General features: G+C 31.7%; 22 protein-coding genes and 1 pseudogene. 6 read left to right on the top strand and 17 right to left on the bottom strand.

Annotated features, from left to right (window positions below; genetic code table 11):
- Positions 1-15: 15 nt before the first annotated feature.
- Genes HMPREF3247_RS09220 through lysA form a run of 3 tightly spaced genes read left to right on the top strand, consistent with a single transcriptional unit; the run spans position 16 to position 3512 of the window.
- Entirely contained in the window at positions 16-1167 is a 1152-nt protein-coding gene (locus HMPREF3247_RS09220) for an amidohydrolase (protein ID WP_001003795.1), read from the top strand.
- 4 nt (positions 1168-1171) lie between these two features.
- The gene (locus HMPREF3247_RS09215) at positions 1172-2257 is read left to right on the top strand and encodes an alanine racemase (RefSeq protein ID WP_000127595.1); all 1086 of its coding nucleotides are present in this window, start codon (positions 1172-1174) and stop codon (positions 2255-2257) included.
- A complete protein-coding gene (lysA, locus tag HMPREF3247_RS09210) occupies positions 2247-3512 on the top strand; it encodes a diaminopimelate decarboxylase (protein WP_000216946.1) in 1266 nt (421 codons plus the stop codon). The genes HMPREF3247_RS09215 and lysA overlap by 11 nt, the downstream gene beginning before the upstream one ends.
- A 239-nt stretch (positions 3513-3751) precedes the next feature.
- On the opposite strand, the gene msaC is transcribed toward lysA, so the two are convergent.
- The 3 genes from msaC to msaA form a co-directional block, all read right to left on the bottom strand.
- Positions 3752-4153: a sarA expression modulator MsaC gene (gene msaC / locus HMPREF3247_RS09205; RefSeq protein WP_000876201.1), complete on the bottom strand. Its 402-nt coding sequence runs from the start codon at positions 4151-4153 to the stop codon at positions 3752-3754.
- Between the two features lie 196 nt (positions 4154-4349).
- Positions 4350-4550, bottom strand: coding sequence for a cold shock protein CspA (cspA, locus tag HMPREF3247_RS09200; RefSeq protein ID WP_000809131.1), 201 nt, complete (start codon positions 4548-4550; stop codon positions 4350-4352).
- A gap of 170 nt (positions 4551-4720) precedes the next feature.
- Complete coding sequence (gene msaA / locus HMPREF3247_RS09190) at positions 4721-5029, bottom strand: regulatory protein MsaA (RefSeq protein ID WP_000269923.1); 309 nt, start codon at positions 5027-5029, stop codon at positions 4721-4723.
- A gap of 162 nt (positions 5030-5191) precedes the next feature.
- On the opposite strand from msaA, the gene HMPREF3247_RS09185 reads away from it, so the two are divergent.
- The 3 genes from HMPREF3247_RS09185 to HMPREF3247_RS09175 are packed head-to-tail and all read left to right on the top strand — an operon-like array spanning position 5192 to position 7277.
- Positions 5192-5461 (top strand): acylphosphatase, encoded by a 270-nt coding sequence (locus HMPREF3247_RS09185; RefSeq protein WP_001215907.1) that lies wholly within the window; start codon positions 5192-5194, stop codon positions 5459-5461.
- An 18-nt stretch (positions 5462-5479) separates the two neighbouring features.
- Positions 5480-6109, top strand: coding sequence for a 5-bromo-4-chloroindolyl phosphate hydrolysis family protein (locus HMPREF3247_RS09180; RefSeq protein WP_001788788.1), 630 nt, complete (start codon positions 5480-5482; stop codon positions 6107-6109).
- A gap of 31 nt (positions 6110-6140) precedes the next feature.
- Positions 6141-7277 carry a toxic anion resistance protein gene (locus HMPREF3247_RS09175; RefSeq protein WP_000138413.1) on the top strand — a complete coding sequence of 379 codons (1137 nt, stop codon included), beginning with the start codon at positions 6141-6143 and terminating at the stop codon, positions 7275-7277.
- Positions 7278-7349: 72 nt separating this feature from the next.
- Here the strand turns inward: HMPREF3247_RS09175 and brnQ are convergent, their stop codons facing one another.
- The 14 genes and pseudogenes from brnQ to HMPREF3247_RS09105 all read right to left on the bottom strand — a co-directional run bounded on the left by brnQ (position 7350) and on the right by HMPREF3247_RS09105 (position 22796).
- Positions 7350-8693 carry a branched-chain amino acid-like transporter carrier protein BrnQ3 gene (gene brnQ, locus HMPREF3247_RS09170; RefSeq protein WP_001039275.1) on the bottom strand — a complete coding sequence of 448 codons (1344 nt, stop codon included), beginning with the start codon at positions 8691-8693 and terminating at the stop codon, positions 7350-7352.
- Positions 8694-8917: 224 nt separating this feature from the next.
- Positions 8918-10804: a nitric oxide reductase activation protein NorD gene (locus HMPREF3247_RS09165; RefSeq protein ID WP_064130024.1), complete on the bottom strand. Its 1887-nt coding sequence runs from the start codon at positions 10802-10804 to the stop codon at positions 8918-8920.
- 13 nt (positions 10805-10817) lie between these two features.
- A complete protein-coding gene (locus HMPREF3247_RS09160) occupies positions 10818-11609 on the bottom strand; it encodes an ATP-binding protein (protein WP_001185421.1) in 792 nt (263 codons plus the stop codon).
- Positions 11610-11789: 180 nt separating this feature from the next.
- Entirely contained in the window at positions 11790-11993 is a 204-nt protein-coding gene (locus HMPREF3247_RS09155) for a DUF6501 family protein (protein ID WP_000902175.1), read from the bottom strand.
- 28 nt (positions 11994-12021) lie between these two features.
- A complete protein-coding gene (locus HMPREF3247_RS09150; RefSeq protein ID WP_000334518.1) occupies positions 12022-12831 on the bottom strand; it encodes a VOC family protein in 810 nt (269 codons plus the stop codon).
- A gap of 579 nt (positions 12832-13410) precedes the next feature.
- The gene (gene sucB / locus HMPREF3247_RS09145; RefSeq protein WP_001115442.1) at positions 13411-14679 is read right to left on the bottom strand and encodes a dihydrolipoyllysine-residue succinyltransferase; all 1269 of its coding nucleotides are present in this window, start codon (positions 14677-14679) and stop codon (positions 13411-13413) included.
- 13 nt (positions 14680-14692) lie between these two features.
- Positions 14693-17491, bottom strand: a complete 2799-nt coding sequence (locus tag HMPREF3247_RS09140) for a 2-oxoglutarate dehydrogenase E1 component (protein WP_000180675.1) — start codon at positions 17489-17491, stop codon at positions 14693-14695.
- Positions 17492-17774: 283 nt separating this feature from the next.
- The gene (gene arlS / locus HMPREF3247_RS09135; protein ID WP_000166801.1) at positions 17775-19130 is read right to left on the bottom strand and encodes a sensor histidine kinase ArlS; all 1356 of its coding nucleotides are present in this window, start codon (positions 19128-19130) and stop codon (positions 17775-17777) included.
- Entirely contained in the window at positions 19127-19786 is a 660-nt protein-coding gene (gene arlR, locus HMPREF3247_RS09130; protein WP_000192137.1) for a response regulator transcription factor ArlR, read from the bottom strand. Before arlR ends, arlS begins: the two co-directional genes overlap by 4 nt.
- 279 nt (positions 19787-20065) lie before the next feature.
- Positions 20066-20180: pseudogene (locus tag HMPREF3247_RS09125) on the bottom strand (hypothetical protein).
- 76 nt (positions 20181-20256) lie between these two features.
- On the bottom strand, positions 20257-20457 hold the full coding sequence (locus HMPREF3247_RS09120) for a hypothetical protein (protein ID WP_000184336.1): 201 nt from the start codon (positions 20455-20457) through the stop codon (positions 20257-20259).
- Between the two features lie 116 nt (positions 20458-20573).
- Positions 20574-21188 (bottom strand): phosphatase PAP2 family protein, encoded by a 615-nt coding sequence (locus HMPREF3247_RS09115; protein ID WP_000084773.1) that lies wholly within the window; start codon positions 21186-21188, stop codon positions 20574-20576.
- A 16-nt stretch (positions 21189-21204) separates the two neighbouring features.
- On the bottom strand, positions 21205-22275 hold the full coding sequence (locus HMPREF3247_RS09110; RefSeq protein ID WP_000160906.1) for an undecaprenyldiphospho-muramoylpentapeptide beta-N-acetylglucosaminyltransferase: 1071 nt from the start codon (positions 22273-22275) through the stop codon (positions 21205-21207).
- 11 nt (positions 22276-22286) lie between these two features.
- Complete coding sequence (locus HMPREF3247_RS09105) at positions 22287-22796, bottom strand: GNAT family N-acetyltransferase (protein ID WP_000620194.1); 510 nt, start codon at positions 22794-22796, stop codon at positions 22287-22289.
- Positions 22797-23178 lie beyond the last annotated feature (382 nt).

The raw sequence follows: 23178 nt of genomic DNA, 5'->3' as shown, positions 1-23178 counted from the left end.
AAAGGATTGATAATTATGAATGAATTAGAATTTGTTACGAAACATCGCCGTCATTTACATCAACATCCTGAATTAAGCTTACATGAATTTGAAACAACTGCTTATATTAAAGCGTTTTTAGATAGTTTAAATATTAAATACGATTGCCCATTGGAAACTGGCGTCATTGCATACTTAGAAGGTAATGGCTCACATACGATAGCGTATAGAGCTGATATTGATGCGTTACCTATTTTAGAGGAAAATGATGTGCCTTATCGCAGTCAATCTGATCATGTGATGCATGCTTGTGGACATGATGGTCATACAACTGCATTAATGCTTTTTGTACAACGTTGCAAAGACATGCAAGACGCAGGTCAATTACCGCAAAATGTCGTTTTCATTTTCCAACCTGCAGAAGAAACTGGTGGCGGTGCAAATCGATTAATAAAAGCCGGTGCCTTTGATAAGTATCCAATTGAAGCGGTATTTGGTATTCATGTTAACCCATTTGCTGATGAAGGCATTGCAGTGATAAGAGATGAAGAAATTACGGCCAGCGCAACAGAGTATCGCTTTTTCTTAACAGGCCTGTCAAGTCATGTTGCTGATAAAGAACAAGGTCATTCTTGTGGTGAAGCATTACAACATGTATTAACTCAAATATCACAAATTCAACAATTTCACCTTAACGGTTTGAAACGAAATATTGTTCATATTGGTCATTTTAAAGCTGGTGAAGCGATTAACACTGTACCAAGTAATGGTTATTTAGAAGGTACAATTCGTACATATGATATTGATGATTTAACAATCGTTAAAAATCAAATGCACAAGATAGCAGAAAGTGTCAAGCTTCTGTTTAATGTAGAATGTGAAGTTAAATTTGCAGAAGGTTATCCCCCTACAATCAATAGTCCGAAATTACGTACTCAAATAGAGGACGCCTTAATAAAAGCTGATTTAAATGTCTATGACAAACCAACGCCATTCTTATTTGGGGAAGATTTTAGTTTTTATGGTCAACAACTAGCTCCAGCTTACTTTGTTTTTATAGGAACACGAAATGAAGATAAAGGTTTTGTAACTGGTTTGCACACATCACATTTAAATTTTGATGAAAAAGTGTTAATAAACGTGGTTAATTTTTACGAAAATTTATTAAATAATTACAAAGAGGTGTAATACATTGACAGCAACATGGTCTGTAAATAAGAAAATATTTTTACAAAATGCAATCACAGTCAAAAACAATCAGCCATTAATGGCAGTTGTTAAAAATAATGCATATCACTATGACCTAGAATTTGCTGTAACTCAGTTTATCCATGCAGGTATAGATACATTTAGCACAACATCACTACGAGAAGCAATTCAAATTAGACAACTTGCTCCAGATGCAACAATCTTTTTAATGAATGCAGTTTACGAGTTTGATTTAGTCCGTGAACATCAAATACACATGACTTTGCCGTCGTTGACATATTACTATAACCATAAAAATGATTTAGCAGGTATTCATGTTCACTTAGAATTTGAAAATTTATTACATCGGTCTGGATTTAAAGATTTAAACGAAATTAAAGAAGTATTGAAAGATCACCATCATAATCAAAATGCAAAAATGATTATTAGTGGTTTATGGACCCATTTTGGATATGCTGATGAATTCGATGTGTCAGATTATAATGTTGAACGTTCACAATGGATGGAAATTGTTGAAGCACTTTTATCTGAAGGTTATCAGTTCGACCTAATCCATGCTCAAAATAGTGCGAGTTTTTATCGGGAAGGACAAATATTACTACCCCACCATACACATGCGCGTGTAGGTATTGCGTTATACGGTTCAAGACCATATAGTTCACTGAATCAACATGATATAGTTCAGTCATTAACTGTAAAAGCACATGTTATTCAAGTGCGCGAAGTACAAGCTGGTGATTATTGCGGTTATAGCTTTGCCTTTGAAGTGACTAAAAACAATACAAAATTAGCTGTAGTTGATATCGGTTATGGCGATGGAATTTTAAGAACTCGTGCTAAACATGAAGCACTTATCAATGGTAAACGCTACCCGATACGTGCATTAATGATGAGCCATATGTTTGTTGAAGTAGATGGCAATGTACATGCACAAGATGAAGTTATTCTTTATAATAATGATATCCGCATCGATGAATATACCTTTAAAGGTGTTGGTGCAAATTCTGAACAATTAAGTGCTATGAATCATGATTCTTTAAAAAAGGAGTACATTTCAAATGACTGTTAAATATAATCAAAATGGCGAATTAACAATGGATGGTATTAGTTTAAAAACGATTGCACAAAGCTTTGGTACACCTACCATTGTTTATGATGAACTACAAATTAGAGAACAGATGCGCCGTTACCATCGCGCATTTAAAGATAGTGGATTAAAATACAATATTTCATACGCCTCAAAGGCATTTACTTGCATTCAAATGGTCAAACTTGTAGCTGAGGAAGATTTACAGTTAGATGTTGTTTCTGAAGGTGAATTATATACAGCTTTAGAAGCAGGTTTTGAACCGAGTCGCATCCATTTCCATGGTAACAATAAAACGAAACATGAAATTAGGTATGCTTTAGAAAATAATATCGGTTATTTTGTTATAGATTCATTAGAAGAAATTGAATTAATAGACCGCTATGCTAATGATACGGTTCAAGTTGTATTACGAGTTAATCCAGGTGTTGAAGCACATACACACGAATTTATTCAAACTGGGCAAGAAGATAGTAAGTTTGGATTATCAATTCAATATGGCTTAGCTAAAAAAGCAATTGACAAAGTCCAACAATCTAAACACTTAAAATTAAAAGGTGTACATTGTCATATTGGTTCACAGATTGAAGGTACAGAAGCATTTATTGAAACTGCTAAAATTGTTTTACGTTGGCTTAAAGAGCAAGGCATTCAAGTTGAATTATTAAACCTTGGTGGTGGCTTTGGTATTAAATATGTTGAAGGTGACGAAAGTTTCCCTATCGAAAGTGGTATTAAAGATATTACAGACGCAATAAAATCCGAAATTAAAGTTCTAGGTATAGATGCACCAGAAATAGGTATTGAACCGGGACGATCAATTGTAGGTGAAGCTGGCGTTACTTTATATGAAGTTGGAACCATTAAAGAAATTCCAGAGATTAATAAATATGTTTCAATCGATGGCGGTATGAGTGATCATATCAGAACTGCACTTTATGACGCAAAGTATCAAGCATTGCTTGTTAATAGAAATGAAGAAGCAGATGACAGTGTAACTATAGCTGGAAAATTATGTGAGTCTGGTGATATCATTATTAAAGACGCTAAATTACCTTCATCAGTCAAACGTGGAGACTATCTTGCTATATTATCAACTGGTGCATATCATTACTCTATGGCATCCAATTACAATCAAATGCAAAAGCCTTCTGTGTTTTTCTTAAAAGATGGCAAAGCACGTGAAGTTATAAAGCGACAATCGTTAAGACAGCTCATTATTAATGATACAAAATAAAAATAAACAAAGTAATCCCCGAAGCACAGAAAATTATACTGTGACTCGGGGAATTTTTATGCATTATAGATGACTGTAGAAAACATGCTTGGACATATACTCTAAAAAAGGAAGAACAGCACATTTTTAGTTAGAAAGTATTTATTTCTTTTTGTCATTAATCCTTTATATTTAGTTAGCCCTATTCAACTAATTTAAAGCATCATATACATACCACACTTTAAACAAGCATCATGAAATTAGATTTTATGCTTTACTTGCTTTTTCAAATAATATAAAACGATAAGAATTAACAACAAATATAATGTATAAAACAGAATTTCATCAAATCCAAAATCTTTACTTGTAATTAATACATCAATATCTTCTAATTCCATCATCTCTGCTTTAATATAATTATTAAACTTTGGCAAAGTCATTAAATGTACATTGTAAATATAGTAATAAAAGTCGATAAATATGATGTTAAAAAATATGTATGTTTTATCAATATTAGTTTTGAAAAATAGTATCCCAGAAATCATTATCGGAATCACTAATACAATCATCATTGCTGCTAAAATATTAATATTTAATCCAATTGCAGATAATACACCGAAAACTAATAAATTAGCAACTAAACTAAGGATAAGATATTTCATAAAATCACCTCGTCGTTGTACACCATAATTATATTATATAAATATAATTTTCTATTGCAAACAATGTTGGTGATATAAAAAAAGAGTTCTCAATTTGGCTGAGAAACTCATCGCGTTAAGTATTTGTAATAAGCATATAAAAACACCTTACTTCTTGGTAAGGTGTTAGTTAAAATCAATGATTCAAATCTAAGAATTATAGTTTAACAACGTTTGCAGCTTGTGGACCGCGGTCGCCTTCAACTACTTCAAACTCAACAGCTTGACCTTCTTCTAATGATTTGTAACCATCTTGGTTAATTGCTGAAAAATGTACGAATACGTCATTTTCTCCTTCAACTTCGATAAAGCCGAATCCTTTTTCAGCGTTAAACCATTTAACTGTACCTTGTTTCATAATCTGAAACCTCCAAGACTAAAATTCATTCAATATGCTTATTCGCATATTACAAAAAATACATGCAAATTTCACTCAAATATTCTTTGCAATATGGAATAATCATCTGCTTAACTTGTATTATAGTGCAGTTATTACCAAATTGCAATACAATAATAAAAAATATTCATTTAATCAATTATTGGTAGTTTATAATATACTTCATTATTTTGTAAAACAATGAAACTATAAAATATTTGTAAATCCTCTTCACAATCTTCGCAATAGTTCATGTCACAATTATTATAAAATGCATAAATATTATATTTGCCTGTGACATAATTATCGAACTGAACTTTACATTGATTAATCAATTGTTGATAGTGCTTAAACATGTCATCAAAATCTTGATATTGATATTTTTCAACAATGTTTTCTGGCCAGTCACTGAATAACCACCATCCCTCATAATCGGCTCTAATTTTGGTAACTGTCCACATTATTAAAGACCCCTTCCATACTTCAAAAACTCTATACTTATTTTTATACCTTTATCCTCTGAAAATCAAGTTTGACGACTTGAAACAAACAAAGTAGTAACTATAGTAATTATTAGTTTTTTTAAGTAAAACTACGTATAATAACATTATGAGGTGGTAAAAATGAGACATATACATTTACAAGTATTCGGACGCGTTCAAGGCGTCGGATTTAGATATTTTACACAACGCATTGCAATGAACTATAACATTGTCGGTACTGTTCAAAATGTAGATGACTATGTAGAGATATATGCACAAGGGGATGACGCAGATATAGAGAGATTTATTCAAGGTGTAATTGAAGGTGCCTCACCAGCATCAAATGTAACAAGCCATCAACTTGAAGAGTTAGAACTAAATCAAAAATTATCGGATTTTCGATCAATATAAAATGCTAAATAAAGGAAGATGACAGTGAGATATAATATTTCTCATATATTTGGGGTGTTAGTGGGAATTCCTGTAGCGTTTTTAACAAGCATATTTGGGATGATTGCACTTGATGTATCTTTTTTAATTGATATGTCTATTGGTATTGTTGGCTTTTTAATGACATACCTACCGATACAAAAACTCACTTCACGCAAATATTTAAACGAAATTGGTTTGACTAGAAAAGACTATCGCTATATTCGAAATCAGTTAAATCATACACACCAAAAACTTAGAGGTATTTTAAAAACGTATGTCAATATAAGATCAATTAAAGATTTTAGGCAGATTAATGATATATACCAAATTTCACGTTCTATTTATACGACAGTTAGACAGAGACCTGCATCATTTTATAAAGTTGAAGGCTTTTTTTATTCTCATATTGATAATGCTTTAAATTTGGTTGATGCATATACACGTCTAGCAAAAATGCCCAAAAAATCAATTAATGAACAGCAAAAGTTAGAACAAACACGAATTACTTTGGATGAGGTCAAACGAACATTAATCGCTGATTTAAAGCGTCTCAACGAAGATGATTATGAACGTTTAGATATTGAAATGGAATTAAATAAGTTACATCAAAAACATCATCAAGATTGATGTAAAATAGCAACTATTGGAGAGATGATTGATGACTGAAAATAAAAGTTTCAAAGAAAGCCATCCACTAGATGATTTTATAAGCGATAAAGAATTATCGAATACTACTATTCAAAAAGAAAAGTTAACAATTGAACAACAAAAACAGGTAGACACAATCAGTAAACAAATTAACCCTTTAGACAATGAAGGTTTATTAGCGTTTGGTTCTGATTTACAGAAACAAATGTCTCAATTTTCACATCAAATGTTGGATGAAGTACAAAGTAAAGATGTTGGTCCTATTGGAGATACTTTGTCAGATCTAATGTCAAAACTAAAGTCAGTTAATCCAAATGAGTTAAATACTGATAAACCATCTATGTTAAAAAGAATTTTTAGCAGAGCAAAGTCGTCTATCAATGAAATCTTTTCAAGAATGCAATCAGTTAGTGCTCAAGTCGATCGCATAACGATTCAACTGCAGAAACATCAAACACATTTAACAAGAGATATTGAATTATTAGATACGCTATATGATAAAAACAAACAATACTTTGATGACTTATCATTGCATATCATTGCTGCACAGCAAAAAAAGTTGCAATTAGAAAATGAAAAGCTACCACAATTGCAACAGCAAGCGCAGCAATCCACTAATCAAATGGATATTCAACAAGTTGCAGATATGCAGCAATTTATAGATAGACTAGATAAACGCATATATGACTTACAGCTTTCAAGACAAATAGCTTTGCAAACTGCGCCACAAATTCGTATGATTCAAAATGTTAATCAAGCACTTGCCGAGAAGATACAAAGTTCAATTTTGACAAGTATTCCACTATGGAAAAATCAAATGGCCATTGCGCTTACATTAATGAGACAGCGTAATGCAGTTGCTGCACAACGAGCTGTCACTGATACAACTAATGATTTATTAACAGCAAATGCTGAAATGTTGAAACAAAATGCGATTGAAACTGCAACAGAAAATGAGCGTGGCATTGTTGATCTTGATACATTGAAACGTACACAGCGTAACATTATTGAGACAATTGAAGAAACATTAATTATTCAACAACACGGTCGCGAAGAACGACAATTAGCTGAAAAAGAATTACAACAATTAGAACAAGATTTAAAGTCACATTTAGTGAACATCAAAGGACCGAATAAACAATCATAAATTACGAATTAGATATAACAAAAAGGAAGCATCCTACGATTAAATTGGAGATGCTTCCTTTTATATTATTCGTTATTCCTGTTGATATTTAATTGGATCTTGTTTTACAAATATGCCGACTAGATAGCCTAATATCGTTGCAATAATTGCTACTGGGAACCACTCTAAAGAATACGCTCTTAGAGGCAATGATTCTATAAAGTTAATTTTCAGCCAACCTAACTTACTAATAACACTGAAAATCGACAATATAAATACGATAATAACTGGAATTTGTTGTGAAATGCGTTTTGTCGGTATGAATTTGGCAATTAAAATTAATAATACAACAGTTATTGCTACTGGGTATACAATGCTTAATACCGGAATTGACATTGAGATAACAGCATTTAAACCTTGGTTAGCAATAATAAAACTCATTAAAATGAAAACTAATACAAATGCTTTGTATGATACTTTAGGTACGATTCTATGGAAATATTCAGAAACTGCAACAATAAGCCCGCATGCTGTAGTTAGACATGCCAGCGCCACAATGATGCCCAATAAATATTTTCCGAATGAACCAAATCCTGTTGAAGCCATTGTCGTTAATAAATATGTCCCAATGTTTCGATCTTTGGATTTCAATTGATCTAACGTCATGTCACTTACTGGCATATGATTACCAATATAACCTAATGAAATATATATGAAAATTAAAGCTACGGCTGCAATTAAACCAGCAGTCAAAGTTTGTTTGAATATTTGATTTGTTTTAGTAATGCCTGTTAGTTTTACTGCATTAACAACAATCATTGAAAAAGCAATTGCTGCAATGGCATCCATTGTTAAATAGCCTTGTGTAAAGCCTTCAGCAAAACTTGAAAAATTAGAATGATATAGTGCTTCATTGCCCTTTCCAGCACTATTACCGCTAAAGTCTAAGTATCCTTTAATAATCATCGCTAAAATAGTAATCAATAATAATGGTGTTAATAATGAACCAATACGATCGATTAACTTAGATGGATTTAAACAAATATACAAAACGACTATGAAGTAGATAATCGTAAATATAAATAAAGCGATACTACTATTGCTATGTATAATTGGTGTAATTGTCATTTCAAAAGATGTAGATGCAGTTCTAGGTATTGCGAAAAGTGGTCCTATAGTCAAATAAATGATGATTAAGAACAATATTGAAAATTTAGGTGAAATTTTATTTAATGCGCCAATATATCCTTCTTTATCAAGTGCACCTACAATCACACCTAATAATGGTAAACCAATCCCAGTTAGAACAAACGCTAAAATGGCGGGCCAGAAAAATTGACCACTATCCAATCCGAGATTAGGAGGAAAAATTAGATTGCCTGCGCCAAAAAACATAGCGAAGAGCGTAAACCCAATGACCCATGTATTTTTATTCATAGAGTTACTCCTTTTTTTAAAACACGAAATAATTTACAAGTAAATATTTTAGCACAAAAAATAATAAAGAGTCTATATGAAATATGTTGTACATAGCAGAAACAAAACACATGTGTTGTTTAAATCAAATTATGCCAGAAAATAAAATTCTTCAAATTCACTTTTTAAATAGTAACTGATGACTTTTATTCACAATTTCATATAAACTCATATTTTAAACTTATTTATAAAGATTTAAGTAGTAATTTTTTTAATAATGGAGAGAGATGTCCAGGTAAATGCGCAACACCTTCAACGAAAATAGCATATTGACCATAAATATTATGAATTGTTTGTTCAACATCTTCAGTTATTGGATCTTGACTCAAAAATACATTAAATACTTCAATACCAAATTTACGTGACATTTCTACAGCTTCATACGTATCAATAATACCATCTTGACTATAATTAAATGCAGACGGTTCGCCGTCTGAAAATACGATTAAAAATCGTTGATGTTGATTTCGACGCATTAATCGTTCACTTGCAACTCTAATAGCAACACCATCACGATTATCATCTTGAGGTTCAAGTGCCATAATACGTGGGCCATCTTTTTCAAAGGTTGAGTAATCATAGTTAATAATTTCATTAATGATATTTGGTTGTGCATGATCGTCTGAATCAAAGGCATCCTCACTGAATGATAAAATTTCATGTTTAATGTTCAATGCTTTTAACGTCTCGTGGAATAACACTACACCTTTCTTCGTTTCAGCCATTTTATCATGCATACTTGCTGACGCATCAATTAACAATGTAAACGTCGCATCAAATGATTTACTTAAATCTTGTTTTTTGTAAAACAATTTATATTGATCGTCGATAAACCAATTAATTAAATCCTTTTGTAATCGCCCTTTTGTTAAATTAAAACGTGCATCTCGTTGTTCTCGTTCAATCGATTTCTTTATAATTTGAATTAAGTCTTTGATTTCATATTGTACGTCTTGTTTCGATTCTTGATATTCTAAAACATATTGTGGCTCAATTTCAGGAATTTGCCATTTTATTTCTACATTTTTGTTCACACCATCAAGTTGAAATGCTTGGCTTTGACCAACAGCATCGCCTTCTTCACGATTTAGCGTATCGTTTGATCCTTTGCCCTTTTTGGTCATCATATCAGTCATATCATCTGTAGCATCGCCTTCACGTGCTTCATCATTACCTAATGTTTCACTATTTTGTCCTTCGTGAAGCTCCATTTCTAAATAGGCGCCACCTTTTGACTCACTATCTGCAGATTTAGAGTCAGCTTTTTCACTTTCGTTATCATCATCTTCTGAAGTATCATCTTGCCCATCGACTTGACTTGCATCAGTTCTCTTTAAATCATCAAACTCTGGACTAGCTAATGTATTATATAGTGTTTTAGGTAAGTAATAATATTCGTTTAGCATATCTTCTTTTAAAATATCATCTACTTGATACATAATTCTTTGAGCCAGATACATATTATCTTCAGAATTTTGATTTTGGAAAAAATTAGGTAAATATAAGAACATATTTACTAAAATATCATCTAAATCTGAATGTATAGATGGTATATCAAAGAAATCTTGACTTAAAAATGCATGTTCTAAATACAAAAATAATAAATCTGTATATTGTGTTTTAGTACGATACACTTTAATTTGAGATTCCGTATATGATACCCGTGTATCTAAGCGAAGATCAATTAATTTAGCAGTACTTGGGCGCTCAACTTTAATAGAATTTAATACGCGCATATCTTCTAATAATTTAAAAAGTTGTTGATAAAATTTAGGGTGTTTAAAAGTTTTATCTTGTACTACTTCATTTACAATTTGTACATCCATCATATGATAACCGTAAGCAGCTAACATAACATCTGTTTTTAAACCAGCCATTTCGATATGGCTTGGTCGATGTGACCAAAACCAACTCGTAATCAAAACATTTTGAACAGGATTATAGTAAGGGAATTTTTGGATTTTAACTTGTGTTTGTTCATTTTTTAATAAGAGTCGAGCTAAGTCTTGCAACATCATTACTTGCTTGGCATCTAACTGTTCGTCGTTAAATTTTATGAAACGATCACTCATGTTTTATCCCTCTTTAAAAGTTTAGTTCTACAGCATTATATATTGCTTGTTGTTCACGTTCATCTTCCAATTTATCAATAATTGTACGTTTAATTGCACGTTCAACTGGCATTACAGTGATTAAATCACACAAGTCTAATAATGCACGGATACTAGCGGCTTCTTCAGAAATTTGTCCCTGCTTAGACATAGTACGTAAATCTTCGTTAAACTTAATAATTTGTTCGATTTGTTTATCATCTTGTAATAAACTTTGCTCTTTAATCACATTTTTTAAAATGTCCCCGTCAATATAATCAACGTGAATAACAACAAAGCGATTTTTTAGTGCTTCATTCATTGGCAAAGTACCAACATAACCTTCATTTATCGCTGCTATAACGTTAAATCCTGGTACAGCTTTGATTACTTCACCAGTGTATGGATTCGTAATTTGACGACGATAATCTAATACACCATTTAATACAGGCAATGTTTCAGGTTTAGCCATATTTATTTCATCAATATATAAAATATGCCCCTCTTTCATAGCTTTAATAACTGGACCATCTACAAAGACAATTTCTTGTTGACCTTCCGCATTTGTTTTAATTGTTTTAAAGCCTAATAAGCTTTCTGTATCTAAATCAACAGAACAATTGACTTGATGCATGGGTGTATCAACAACTTCACTTAATGTTTCTGCCAACTTTGTTTTCCCTGAACCTGTTGGACCTTTAAGTAAAATATTTTTATTTAAATCAAATAATGCCTTCGCATCATTGAAAACTGTTGAATCTGAATTCTTATAATGTTTTAGTGCCATTTTAAAACGTTCTCCTTTAAATAAATTAAAAAACTAAGACATGGAATAAGTTCTTCAAATGCCTTAGTTTACTATTCTATTCTGATATAAAACGCAATACTTAGTATGCGAATTGTTTATATTTTACCAAATTTACTAATTGAAAATCTCATATTAGCCTTCATTTCAATAATTATGCGTTTAAACTTCTTTGAAATATGTTTTATAGTAACCGCCAACTAATCCAGAATTATCTATTATTTGATAATATTCTTCAGTTTCGTTGATAACATCATATTGTTTGCCAACCGTTAACATGTCAGAAACTGTAAATTTCTTTGCATCTGTATTAATGACTTCTACTTTCTTGATTGGTGTACGTTCTTTCCAAGTTTCATGTAACATAAATTTTGTCCTCACTATCGTAAAAAAATTATTTTTGTAAAGTGAATATAAACGATAATCCACTGTTTTCAGTAATTCTAATTGATTCAATATCATCTTGCTCAAGCGTTTGATATGGTATTTCCACTTCATCTAAGCGCGATTTCGCTTGATTAAAGAAATCTGCATCTTTCGTTTCAAACTCAACTTGATCGACTGCGCCATATTCCGGCATTGTCATTTCTGTTTCTACAGGCATTAAATGTATTTCGCCACCTAGACCACCCGTTCCAACTTTGAATACTTGGACATGATAGTCAGCATTGTCGAAGGGTTGGTATTCTGCAAATACTTCAAGTCCGAATATATTTGTTAAAATTTGACCTGTAATATCTACATGATTCACTTTAAGAATCACTGGTCCTAAACCTTGCACTTGATGTAACGGATTGACCGCACTCTCAAAAGAAGGCATACCTAAACCAACGCCATAATTATTCTCGTTTGAATATATTGAGAAAATATGACCATTGTTATCTTCGAGACTGAAATATTTATTGCCATTTAATTCTTTAACTGTTGTAAATGGAATATCCTTATTCGATAATATTTCCGCATACTCCTCTAAACCTGAGTCAGTTGGTGTACGTAATCCAATACCCACAAAGTGAGATTCTTCTAATTGCTCACTTGGAACTTGTATAAATTGAAGTCTTGTTCCTGGGCTTATATCTGCATCGCCGAAACGAATTGAGTTTTCAAGAAGTTCTTCATAATTTAATCCTAATATGTCAACCATGAAATGTTTTGTCTGTTCTATATTTGTTGTACCTAATGTTATACTTCTAAGTCCACACATTATAGCCACCTCTATCTTTATCTTTACTATTATATTATAACTTATTTTAATCATAAATTATAGAATATCGGTCAGTTGATTTTGATTATAGATTAATATGTGAAAAATGTATTTCTTTAAAAGAACTATTTCATTTAAATAGGTAACATAATATTGTTATGGTTGCTATTGAGTATGTCATTAATGAGTATCTGTATATAGCAATTGAATATTTCGTTTTATGTAGTACATAAAAAACATATACATGTCGTATCCATAAAGTGAATTTACATCTTGTTCAGATGATTTTAAATTAACTAAAGGCGCTTATAGAATTCATAAATTTCATCGCTTGTTATTATCTAAAATGATTTCATTAGCATATTGAAACACGCTATTCTACCTATATTTCTATTGTGAGTCTATTTCAATAGAAATGATATATTTTTTAAGTAGTCAAAATTAAACTCACATTTTAATACGAAGCATTATAAAAATAAAGTACAGCAGTAAGATATTTCGACTAGAAAATAATCTTACTGCTGTTTGTTATTGATTTGATCCCGTTTTTAGGAATAGTAAACTATTTTGTGTTGTGGATTAAGATTCTAATAATAAGTCTTCTGGGTTTTCAATTAATTCTTTAATTGTTTTTAAGAATCCAACTGCTTCTTTACCGTCAATAATTCTATGATCATAGCTTAATGCAATATACATCATTGGACGATTTTCGATTGTATCTTGATCAATCGCAATTGGTCTTGTAATAATTGAATGCATGCCTAAGATTGCAGCTTGATTACCATTGATAATTGGCGTACTCATCATTGATCCAAAAATACCGCCATTTGTAATCGTAAATGAACCATTAACCATATCATCTAAGCCAAGTTTTTTCTCTCGTGCTTTAACTGCTAAATTAGCAATTTCTGCTTCGATTTCTGCAAAATTCTTTTTATCACAATCTCTTACAAATGGTACTAATAATCCATCATCTGTAGAAACAGCTACACCAATATCATAATATTGTTTCGTAATCATGTCGTCGCCGTCGATTTCTGCATTAACTTCTGGATACTTTTTCAAAGCTGCTACAGAAGCTTTAGTAAAGAATGACATAAATCCTAATTTAGTACCATCATGATCTTTCATAAATTGTTCTTTCTTACGTTTACGCAATTCCATAACATTTGTCATGTCAACTTCGTTAAATGTTGTTAACATAGCTGTATTATTAGATACCTCTAATAATTTTTTGGCAGCTGTTTTCTTTCTGCGTGACATTTTTTCACGAATCACTGGTTTTGTAGGATATTGATTGTATTTTTTCTCTTCTTTTGCAGATGCTTGTTGTGTTGTTTGTGTTGATGCCGTTGCCTGTTGTTTCTTATCAATATCTTCTTTACGAACCACATCATTTGTTTTCGGACTTACTTCAGCAAGATTCACACCATTTTCACGAGCATATCGACGCGCAGAAGGCGTAGCATTAATACGTTGCTGATTGTCATCATTTGCTTGATTGACTTCAGCTTTATCTACCGAATTATTTGTTGTTTCTTCTTTTTTATTATTTGTTTCTTCATTTTGTTGTGGAGTATTGTCGTTACTATTTTCTTTAGAAGCATTGCCACTACCTTCGCCGATGATAGCAATTGCTTGTCCAACTTCTACAGTGTCGCCTTCACTTGCAAGTTGTTCAGATAATACACCTGCTTCTTCAGATACAACTTCGACATTAACTTTATCAGTTTCTAATTCAAGAATAGCTTCACCTTTTTCTACGCTATCCCCTACGTTTTTCAACCATTCTGCAATGGTACCTTCTGTAATAGATTCTGCTAATTCTGGAACTTTAACCTCTGGCATGACTTATTTCCCCCTAGTTATTTTTTAATGCATTTTCTATAATTTTATTTTGAACAAGTTTATGAATTTCTCCATCGCCTTCAGCTGGAGCAGCCCTTTGAATTCTGCCATGATAACTTAAATCATATTTATCTGCAACTAGCACTTTAACATATGGATAGACATATAACCATGCACCTTGATTTTTAGGTTCTTCTTGTACCCATGACACTTCTTCAAGGTTTGGCAATTGTGCTAGTAATGCTTCAATCTCTTCCTCTGGGAATGGATACAATCTTTCGATCGCAACGAGTAATACTGATTCGTCTGGATTTTTAGCTAATGCTTCTTTTAAATCAATGAACATTTTACCAGTTGCTAAAATAACTTTTGTAACCTTATCCGCTTGATATGATTCTGTCAAAATTGACTCAAATCCACCAGAAGTAAATTCATCAATTGGTTTTGCAACTGTTTTATTTCTCAGCAAGCTTTTTGGCGACATAACAACCAATGGTCGCATTTGTTCAGAATCTAAACTAGCCGCTTGTGCACGCAATAAGTGGAAATAATTACTTGAACTAGATAAGTTGACAACTGTGCAATTATTTTCAGCAGCTAATTGTAAAAACCTCTCTAATCTTGCTGATGAATGTTCAGGACCTTGACCCTCATATGCATGAGGTAAGAATAATGTTAATCCTGAACGTTCTCCCCATTTTGAGCGAGAACTGAATAAGAAGTTGTCAAAAATCATTTGTGACATATTTGCAAAATCACCATATTGCGCTTCCCAAATATTGAAGCTTTTTTTGTTTTCCACATTATAGCCGTATTCAAAACCAACTACTGCTGCTTCTGAAAGCGGAGAATTGTGTATATCAAATGTCGCTTTTTGATCAGGAACATGATGTAAAGGTGTATATGTTTCACCTGTTTGCTCATCATGTAACACGGCATGCCTATGACTGAATGTACCACGTTCACTATCTTGACCAGTTAAGCGAATCGGTGTACCATCTTGTAAAATTGTCGCAAATGCAAGTTGTTCTGCTTGTGCCCAATCAACTAAACCATCTTCTTTATTAAACGGCTCATGACGCTTCTCAAGAACTTTGTTTAACTTTTTCAAAATGTTAAAGCCATCCGGATATGTTAACAATGCATCATTTATTTCTTTCAAATGATCAAACGTAAATGATTGTTCGTCTGCTTGTAACGGTAATGCAAGTTCTGCAGGTTTTTCCATATCTGGATTATCCATTTTATCAGCTTTATTAATTTTATCATGAGCTTGTCTTAGTTCCTTTTGGACTTGTTCTATAAATGAATGCATTTCATCTTCTGAAATGACACCTTCATTAACAAGCTTTTTACCAAACACATATTCAACAGAGTCATGTTTGCGAATATTCTGATAAGGAACTGGATTAGTAATTGATGGTTCATCCATTTCGTTATGTCCAAAACGACGATAACCTACTAAATCAATAACGACGTCTTTATGAAACTCTTTTCTAAATTCCATTGCAATATCAATTGCTTCAATAGTAGCTTCAACGTCATCAGCATTGACATGGAATATTGGCACATCATAACCTTTGGCCACATCTGTAGAATAAGTTGTTGAACGTGCATCAATTGGTTCTGTAGTAAATCCAATTCTATTGTTAGTAATAATATGCAATGAACCACCCGTAGAATAGCCTTTCAAGTTTCCTAAGTTCATTGTTTCGAAGTTAATTCCTTGACCAGGATAAGCAGCATCGCCATGTATAATAATTGGCATTGCTTTATGATGATCAGTCGTCGGAGCCCCAGCTCGTTGTGTATCATCTTGTGCTGCTCTCGTACGCCCCTCAACAACAGGTGCAACAATTTCCAAGTGACTTGGATTGTTAGCCAGTGCAATACGCTGCATTGTACCGTATGAATCAGTAGTTTTAATGCCACCAAGGTGATATTTCACATCACCAGTCCATCCAGCAGTTAACTGCAAGCTACCATCTTCAGGTAAGAATTTCATTGGATCTGTATGCATAAATTCTGAAATCATCATTTCGTACGGTTTTTCTAAGACATGCGTTAAAACGTTTAAACGTCCACGGTGAGCCATGCCTATTTGTATATTTTTAATACCTTCTTTCGCAGCAATCGTAATAGTACGTTGTAACATCGGTACAAGTGCGTCTACCCCTTCAATTGAAAAACGCTTTGCACCAACGAAGTTTTTATGAAGATATTTTTCAAACCCTTCAACATACGCTAATTGTTTGAATAGTGCCCTTTTTTCGTTATTATTTAACGTTACTTTATATGGCGTTTCAATTCTTCTTTTTAACCAACCACGTTCGGTATTGTTATTAATATGTGTATACTCAAATGCAATTGGTCCTTTGTAACGTTTTTCCATTCTTAAAATTGCTTCATAAGCATTATCATAAATGTCGGCAAAGTGATCTGAAACAATTCCTGCTGATATACCTTCCAAAGTCTGTTGATCTAAATCAAAGTCTTCAATCTCTAATTTAGGTACATGTTTCCTTTTTGGAGGATTTACAGGATAAATATCGGCTTTAAGATGCCCGTATTGGCGAATATTATCAATTAAACGCATGACACGCTTAATTGTGCCGTCGCTATTTTGACTACTTGTACTTTTTAAAGCTGGTACAATTGAGTCATCATTCTTAATTGTGCTGAATAAGACTTGTAAATCTTCTGGTACAGATGATGGATCTTGTAAAAAGTCATCATATAGATCTAACATTAGACCTAAATTCGCACCGAAGTTTACAGGAGCCTCTGAAACTTCTTTTCTTTCGTTAGTCATTTTACACCCTCCACAAAAATGTTGAAACGCTTACAATGTAATAATATCACTATTTAGTTATTTGTTAAAGTAGATTTACCTATTTATCTGCTAAAAAGAAGAATCAACAAAAGCGTTGATTCTTCTAGGTTTATAGATGTATTTTATTGTAAATTTTGTGAGTACAACAGAAATGATAAAGAACCACTGTTTATTTGTTTTATAGTTGTTCTTATACATTAGTCACAGCTAATGTGTACTTAAAAAATTGATCCTATGACTTTGATTGACGTCTCAGTCATGATTAAAATATGATTTTAAACGTTGTTCCTTTGTTAATTTCACTTTTAATTTTAATCGATCCACCGTTTAATTGAATGATTTTTTGAGCAATAGATAATCCGAGTCCATTACCGCCTTGACTTCTTGAACGAGATTTATCCACTCGATAAAAGCGATCAAAAATGAAATCTTGATCTTCCTCTGGAATACCAATTCCATGATCTGTAATTTCAATTATTTTTTGCTTATTTTTTAACCTTGTCTTAACTTTAATTTTCTTATTCTTCACATCATATTTGATTGCATTATCAATAAAGATTAAAAATAATTGTTCGAATTGATGAGGTTTCATTTTAATTTCTAGATTTTTAGATGTCAGATCCGTATCAAATTGATAATCAGGATGCAATTGTTTTAATGAGTGTATTCGCGAACGAATTTCATCATTAATATGCACGGTCTGTGCTTCAGAAGAAATGTCATTTACATCTCCTTTAGTCAATTCAAGTAATTCTTCGACTAATTTTATGATACGATTCATTTCTTCAATAGAAATATTTAACGATTCTTCTAATACTGCTGGGTCTTTTTTTCCCCATCGCTGAATCAAATTTAAATGACCTTGAATAATTTGTAATGGTGTTCGTAATTCATGTGACGCATCTTCAACAAATTGTCTTTGTTGATTAAATGATTCTTCAATTTGGCTCATCATCTCATTAAACGTATTTGCTAAATTATCTATTTCTTCATAATTTGTATTTAATTGCAATTTATTTTGAAAACCATCTCGTCGAATCTCAATCATTTTATTTGATAAACTGACAAGCGGTTTAGTAATTTGTGTTGAAAATACATAACTGATTGTGGCAGTTATAATTGTTGCAATCACTCCAAATGCCAGCGCAATGATATACAATGATTTTACGATGTTATCATAATTTTCTAGTGAATGAATTAACAAGCTATACCCTTTGAAATCTTGCGTTGTAATTGGTTCTTTAATAATTAAATATTCAATGCCTTTATAGCGTTTTTTTATTACGCGGTCAAAATAACGGTGTTCATAACCTGGTTCAACTCTCACTGTGTTATCATTCGATGTCTCAAATAATTTATTATTATGCTCATCATAAATAATTATCTCTTGAAAATTACCTAAAGATGCATTCAAGTCTAATGCAGATATATCTTTAACAGGCTTAGAATGAAATAAATTATTAATATCGCTTGAGCTTCGTTCTGCATCATCAAGCTCACTATTATGCAGTGTATCTTTCAAGAAAAAAATAATAATTAAACAAAACAAAAATATCGTGACAAACGTAATCATCGTGGTAACAATAATCCAGTTATTGCGCAATTTACGTTTTGTCATCGTATCACATACCCAACGCCACGAACTGTTTCAATCATTTTGTCACGATCGTATGGTTTTAATTTGTTTCGTAAATATCTTATATAAACATCTACGACATTTGTTTCTACTTCACTATTATAACCCCATACATGATTTAAAATTTGTTCCCGTTGCATAACATGGTTTTTATTTTCAGCAAGAAGATATAGTAAATCATACTCTGTTTTTGTTAATTCAATTTCTGCGCCATTTACCGTCACTTTAAAAGCATTCTTATCAATTGTAATACCATTGACATCGATAATATCTTTTTGTGGCTGACGACGTAAAATCGCACGTATTCTTGCTAAAAGTTCTTCAATATCAAATGGCTTAACTATATAATCGTCTGCACCGTAATCAAGCCCAGCAACTTTGTCATACGTATCACTTTTCGCTGTAATTATAATGATAGGTGTAGATTGTTGTTGTCTAATTTTGCGACAAATTTCTAAGCCATTAATTGACGGCAACATTAAATCTAATATGATTAAATCATAGTAATGGCTAAGCGCTTTATCTAAACCGTCTTGTCCATCATACTCTGTGTCCACATTGTAATTTTCATGTGTGAGTTCCAATTCAAGAAATCTTGCTAAGTTTTGTTCATCTTCTACTATTAAAATTTGCGTCATTTGTACACCTCATATTACGACTTTTTCTAATAAGGTAATATATTTTAAATTTTGTATTTTTCTATACAATAGTTGCTTTTTAAATTAGTTTGTTTACGTTTAAATTTTATCACAAATCAATAACCATGTTTTAAATTTTTCAAGCTACAATCATTAATTATTTATTAACTCAAATATTTAATAATCAGTTAATGGAATTCTGTTAATTCTGATTGCAGTACTTAAATATATAATACTGTAACACAAGGCCTTACCGCAATATCAATTGTTGTCGTATACTTACTTTTCACTAATGTAAAATGAATAGTTATTATCTTTATTTTCACAAAATGACCGTAGTTTAAACATTTTCACACATCATTTCAATGTGCGATTTTGAACTTGGAAGTAACATTTCATAATGTATAAATTCAAAAGGAGTATGTAAATAATATAATTTTTAAACCTCATAACTTTTAAATATTCTAATTCTAATGAGAAATACAAATTTTTTTATTTTCTAAAATAGCGTAATCATGCGTTTTATTTACTATTCTTAAAAAATATTCAAAAAAAGTTTTAGTTTCTAATTGACAATGATTCTCACTAATGTATAATAGTAGTTGAAAATGATTATCAATACCACATAGAACATCCCCCCCACAACGTTTCGTTCTTGTTGGATTGGTCATTTTCAAATATTCCCCTTTTATATGCCCGTAAAAGACAATATACGTTATAACAACGTTTTATAAAAGCAGTAAACCCTTACGACACTTTAGGTTTACTGCTTTTGTTTTTTTACTATTTAATTTATTAATTTATTTCTAAGTAATAACGTTGATAAAATAATGCAAAATACGCCACCAATAATGCCGGCAATAATATCTGTTGGATAATGTACACCTAGATATACACGTGATATGGAAATCAATAAAATCATAGCTGCACATAACCCTATAAGAATACCTTTTGAATTACCTTGATTTAATCGATTTAATAGATAGATACCACTTCCAAAATATGCAGTTGATCCCATAGCATGACCGCTAGGAAAACTAAATCCTGTTATATCAATTAAACGCAGCAATGTAGGTCTTTCTCTATCGAATATATTTTTTAATGCTGGATTCAAAATTCCAGATAGTGCCATTGTTAATGCAAAAAATAATGCTTCAATTTTGTGGCGCTTTAACATGAGATATGCCACAAGAAGTAATGAAATACATAACATTGCCCAGACTTCACCTACTTTAGTAGCCCCAAGCATGATAGATGTCGTAATAAAGCTCTCTGATGAATATATAAATTCATAAACTTCATTATCAATCCATTTCCCTAGTCTTGATTCGTGGAAAAACGCGATAATTCCAAAAACCAATGTAAAAACGATGAGCAAAGAGATACGTTTCCATTGACTCATAAAGCATTACCCCCCATTAATTCAATGCGTCTTTAATCATCTTATCAAATAAAGCTTCTTTCGTATAACTTTGTTCATACGATTTCATATTATTGATAATTCGAGTTCTTTCCTGTTCCATTTCATTTAGTTCTTGTAATAAAATTTGTGCTGTTAATTGTTCTTCATCAATCGTTTTAGCATAACCTTTATCAGCAAAATGATTTGCATTGTCAATTTGGTCGCCTCGGGATTGATCTAAACCTAATGGTACTAATAACATTGGTATACGTAATGTTAAGAACTCATAAATCGCATTTGATCCAGCTCTACTTATTACTGTGTCCGTAATTGCTAATAAATCTGTTAAATCCTCTTTAACAAATTCATATTGTATATATCCTGATTTTTTAACTTGAGCATCTTTTAATCCTTTACCAGTTAAATGTATCACTTGATATTGTTGTAATAATGCATCTAAGTTTTCGCGAATAATGCTATTTAATTTTTTACTTCCTAAGCTTCCACCCATAACGAGTAAAACTTTTTTATTTTCATTAAAGCCTGTTAATTGATAACCATTATGTGCATTACCATTTTTTAAATCTTCTCGAATTGTTGCTCCAATAAAATCAGCTTTCTCTTTAGGTAGGTAGTTTAGCGTTTCTTCAAATGTTGTATATATTTTCTTGGCAAATTTAAGTGCTATCTTATTCGCTAATCCTGGTGTTAAGTCAGATTCATGAATAATAGTTGGTATATTTAATGATTTGGCTGCAATAACAACAGGCACAGATACAAATCCACCTTTTGAAAATAATAGATCAGGTTTTTCTTTTTTCAAAACTTTACGAGCATCAAGAATACCTTTCAATACTTTAAATACGTCTTTGGCATTTTCTAAAGAAATATATCTTCTTAATTTACCACTCGAAATAGGATAATACTTAATTTCTGGTAGTTGTGATTCAATCATTTCTCTTTCAATACCATTTTTAGAACCAATATAAAGCGCTTCATAACCTTGTGATAATGCAGTTGGAATTAAACTTAAATTTACTGATACGTGTCCAACTGTTCCCCCTCCGGTAAATGCGATTTTCGTCATTAATATTACCTCTATTCTTTTAAATTTTTATAATATGCATAAAATGGTTCACCTTTATCATATGGCGGATATTCCATTAATTGTTCACCGACCTTATGAAATCCAAATTTGGCAAATAAACCTTGTGCAGGTTTGTTTAACGCAAAGGTGTCCGTTAAAATAACTTCTGCACCACGTGCTTTAACTACATCAATAACATAATTGAATAATTCTGTAGCAGCTCCTTTATATTCTTTCGAACCAGTTAATCTATGAATAACAAAGGCGCCTTCTCTATTTACTGGCCAGTCAATGTCATCATACCATTCTGCTTGGTCTTGGTCGACAACAATAAAGCCATAAATTTTGTCATTTTCCTCTAATACGTACAAATAATCTTTAGCAATATCTTCTTCAAAATGTTCTAAAAGTGGGTACTGATCGTCCCATTGCTCGTTGTCGTGTTCTTTCATTAATTCTTTTGCTTCTTCTACTAGATTTAAGATTTGATCTAAATCTGACATTTTACCTAGACGGATCATGTACGTCACTCCTTATATCGTTATGTTAAACATGTTTTTCAGTACATGTTAATCTTACACACTATTAACATGCTTTAAACCTTTATTATGAATGAAAAATAGTAATTATCACACTATGGGATGAAAATAACCAATAAAAGTATCATATACCAATTAATCGATTGTTAAAACTAGTGAATAATACTATTTAAAAAGTATATGCTCATAGTATATTAAAGCATGAATTGTTAACAGCGATGATAGAAATTGCGTTATTTACATCATTTGTAAATGTCTAATTTATATCTTTTAGGGTTAGACGTCAATAAAAATAAACACGCCGAGGCTGGGACATACATCCCTAAAAAAAGCAGTAAGATAATTTTCAATTAGAAAATATCTT

Origin of the sequence: Staphylococcus sp. HMSC36A10 (genome assembly GCF_001838845.1) — a bacterium.
GTDB lineage: Bacteria > Bacillota > Bacilli > Staphylococcales > Staphylococcaceae > Staphylococcus > Staphylococcus aureus.
This window is presented reverse-complemented; position numbering and strand designations above follow the sequence as displayed.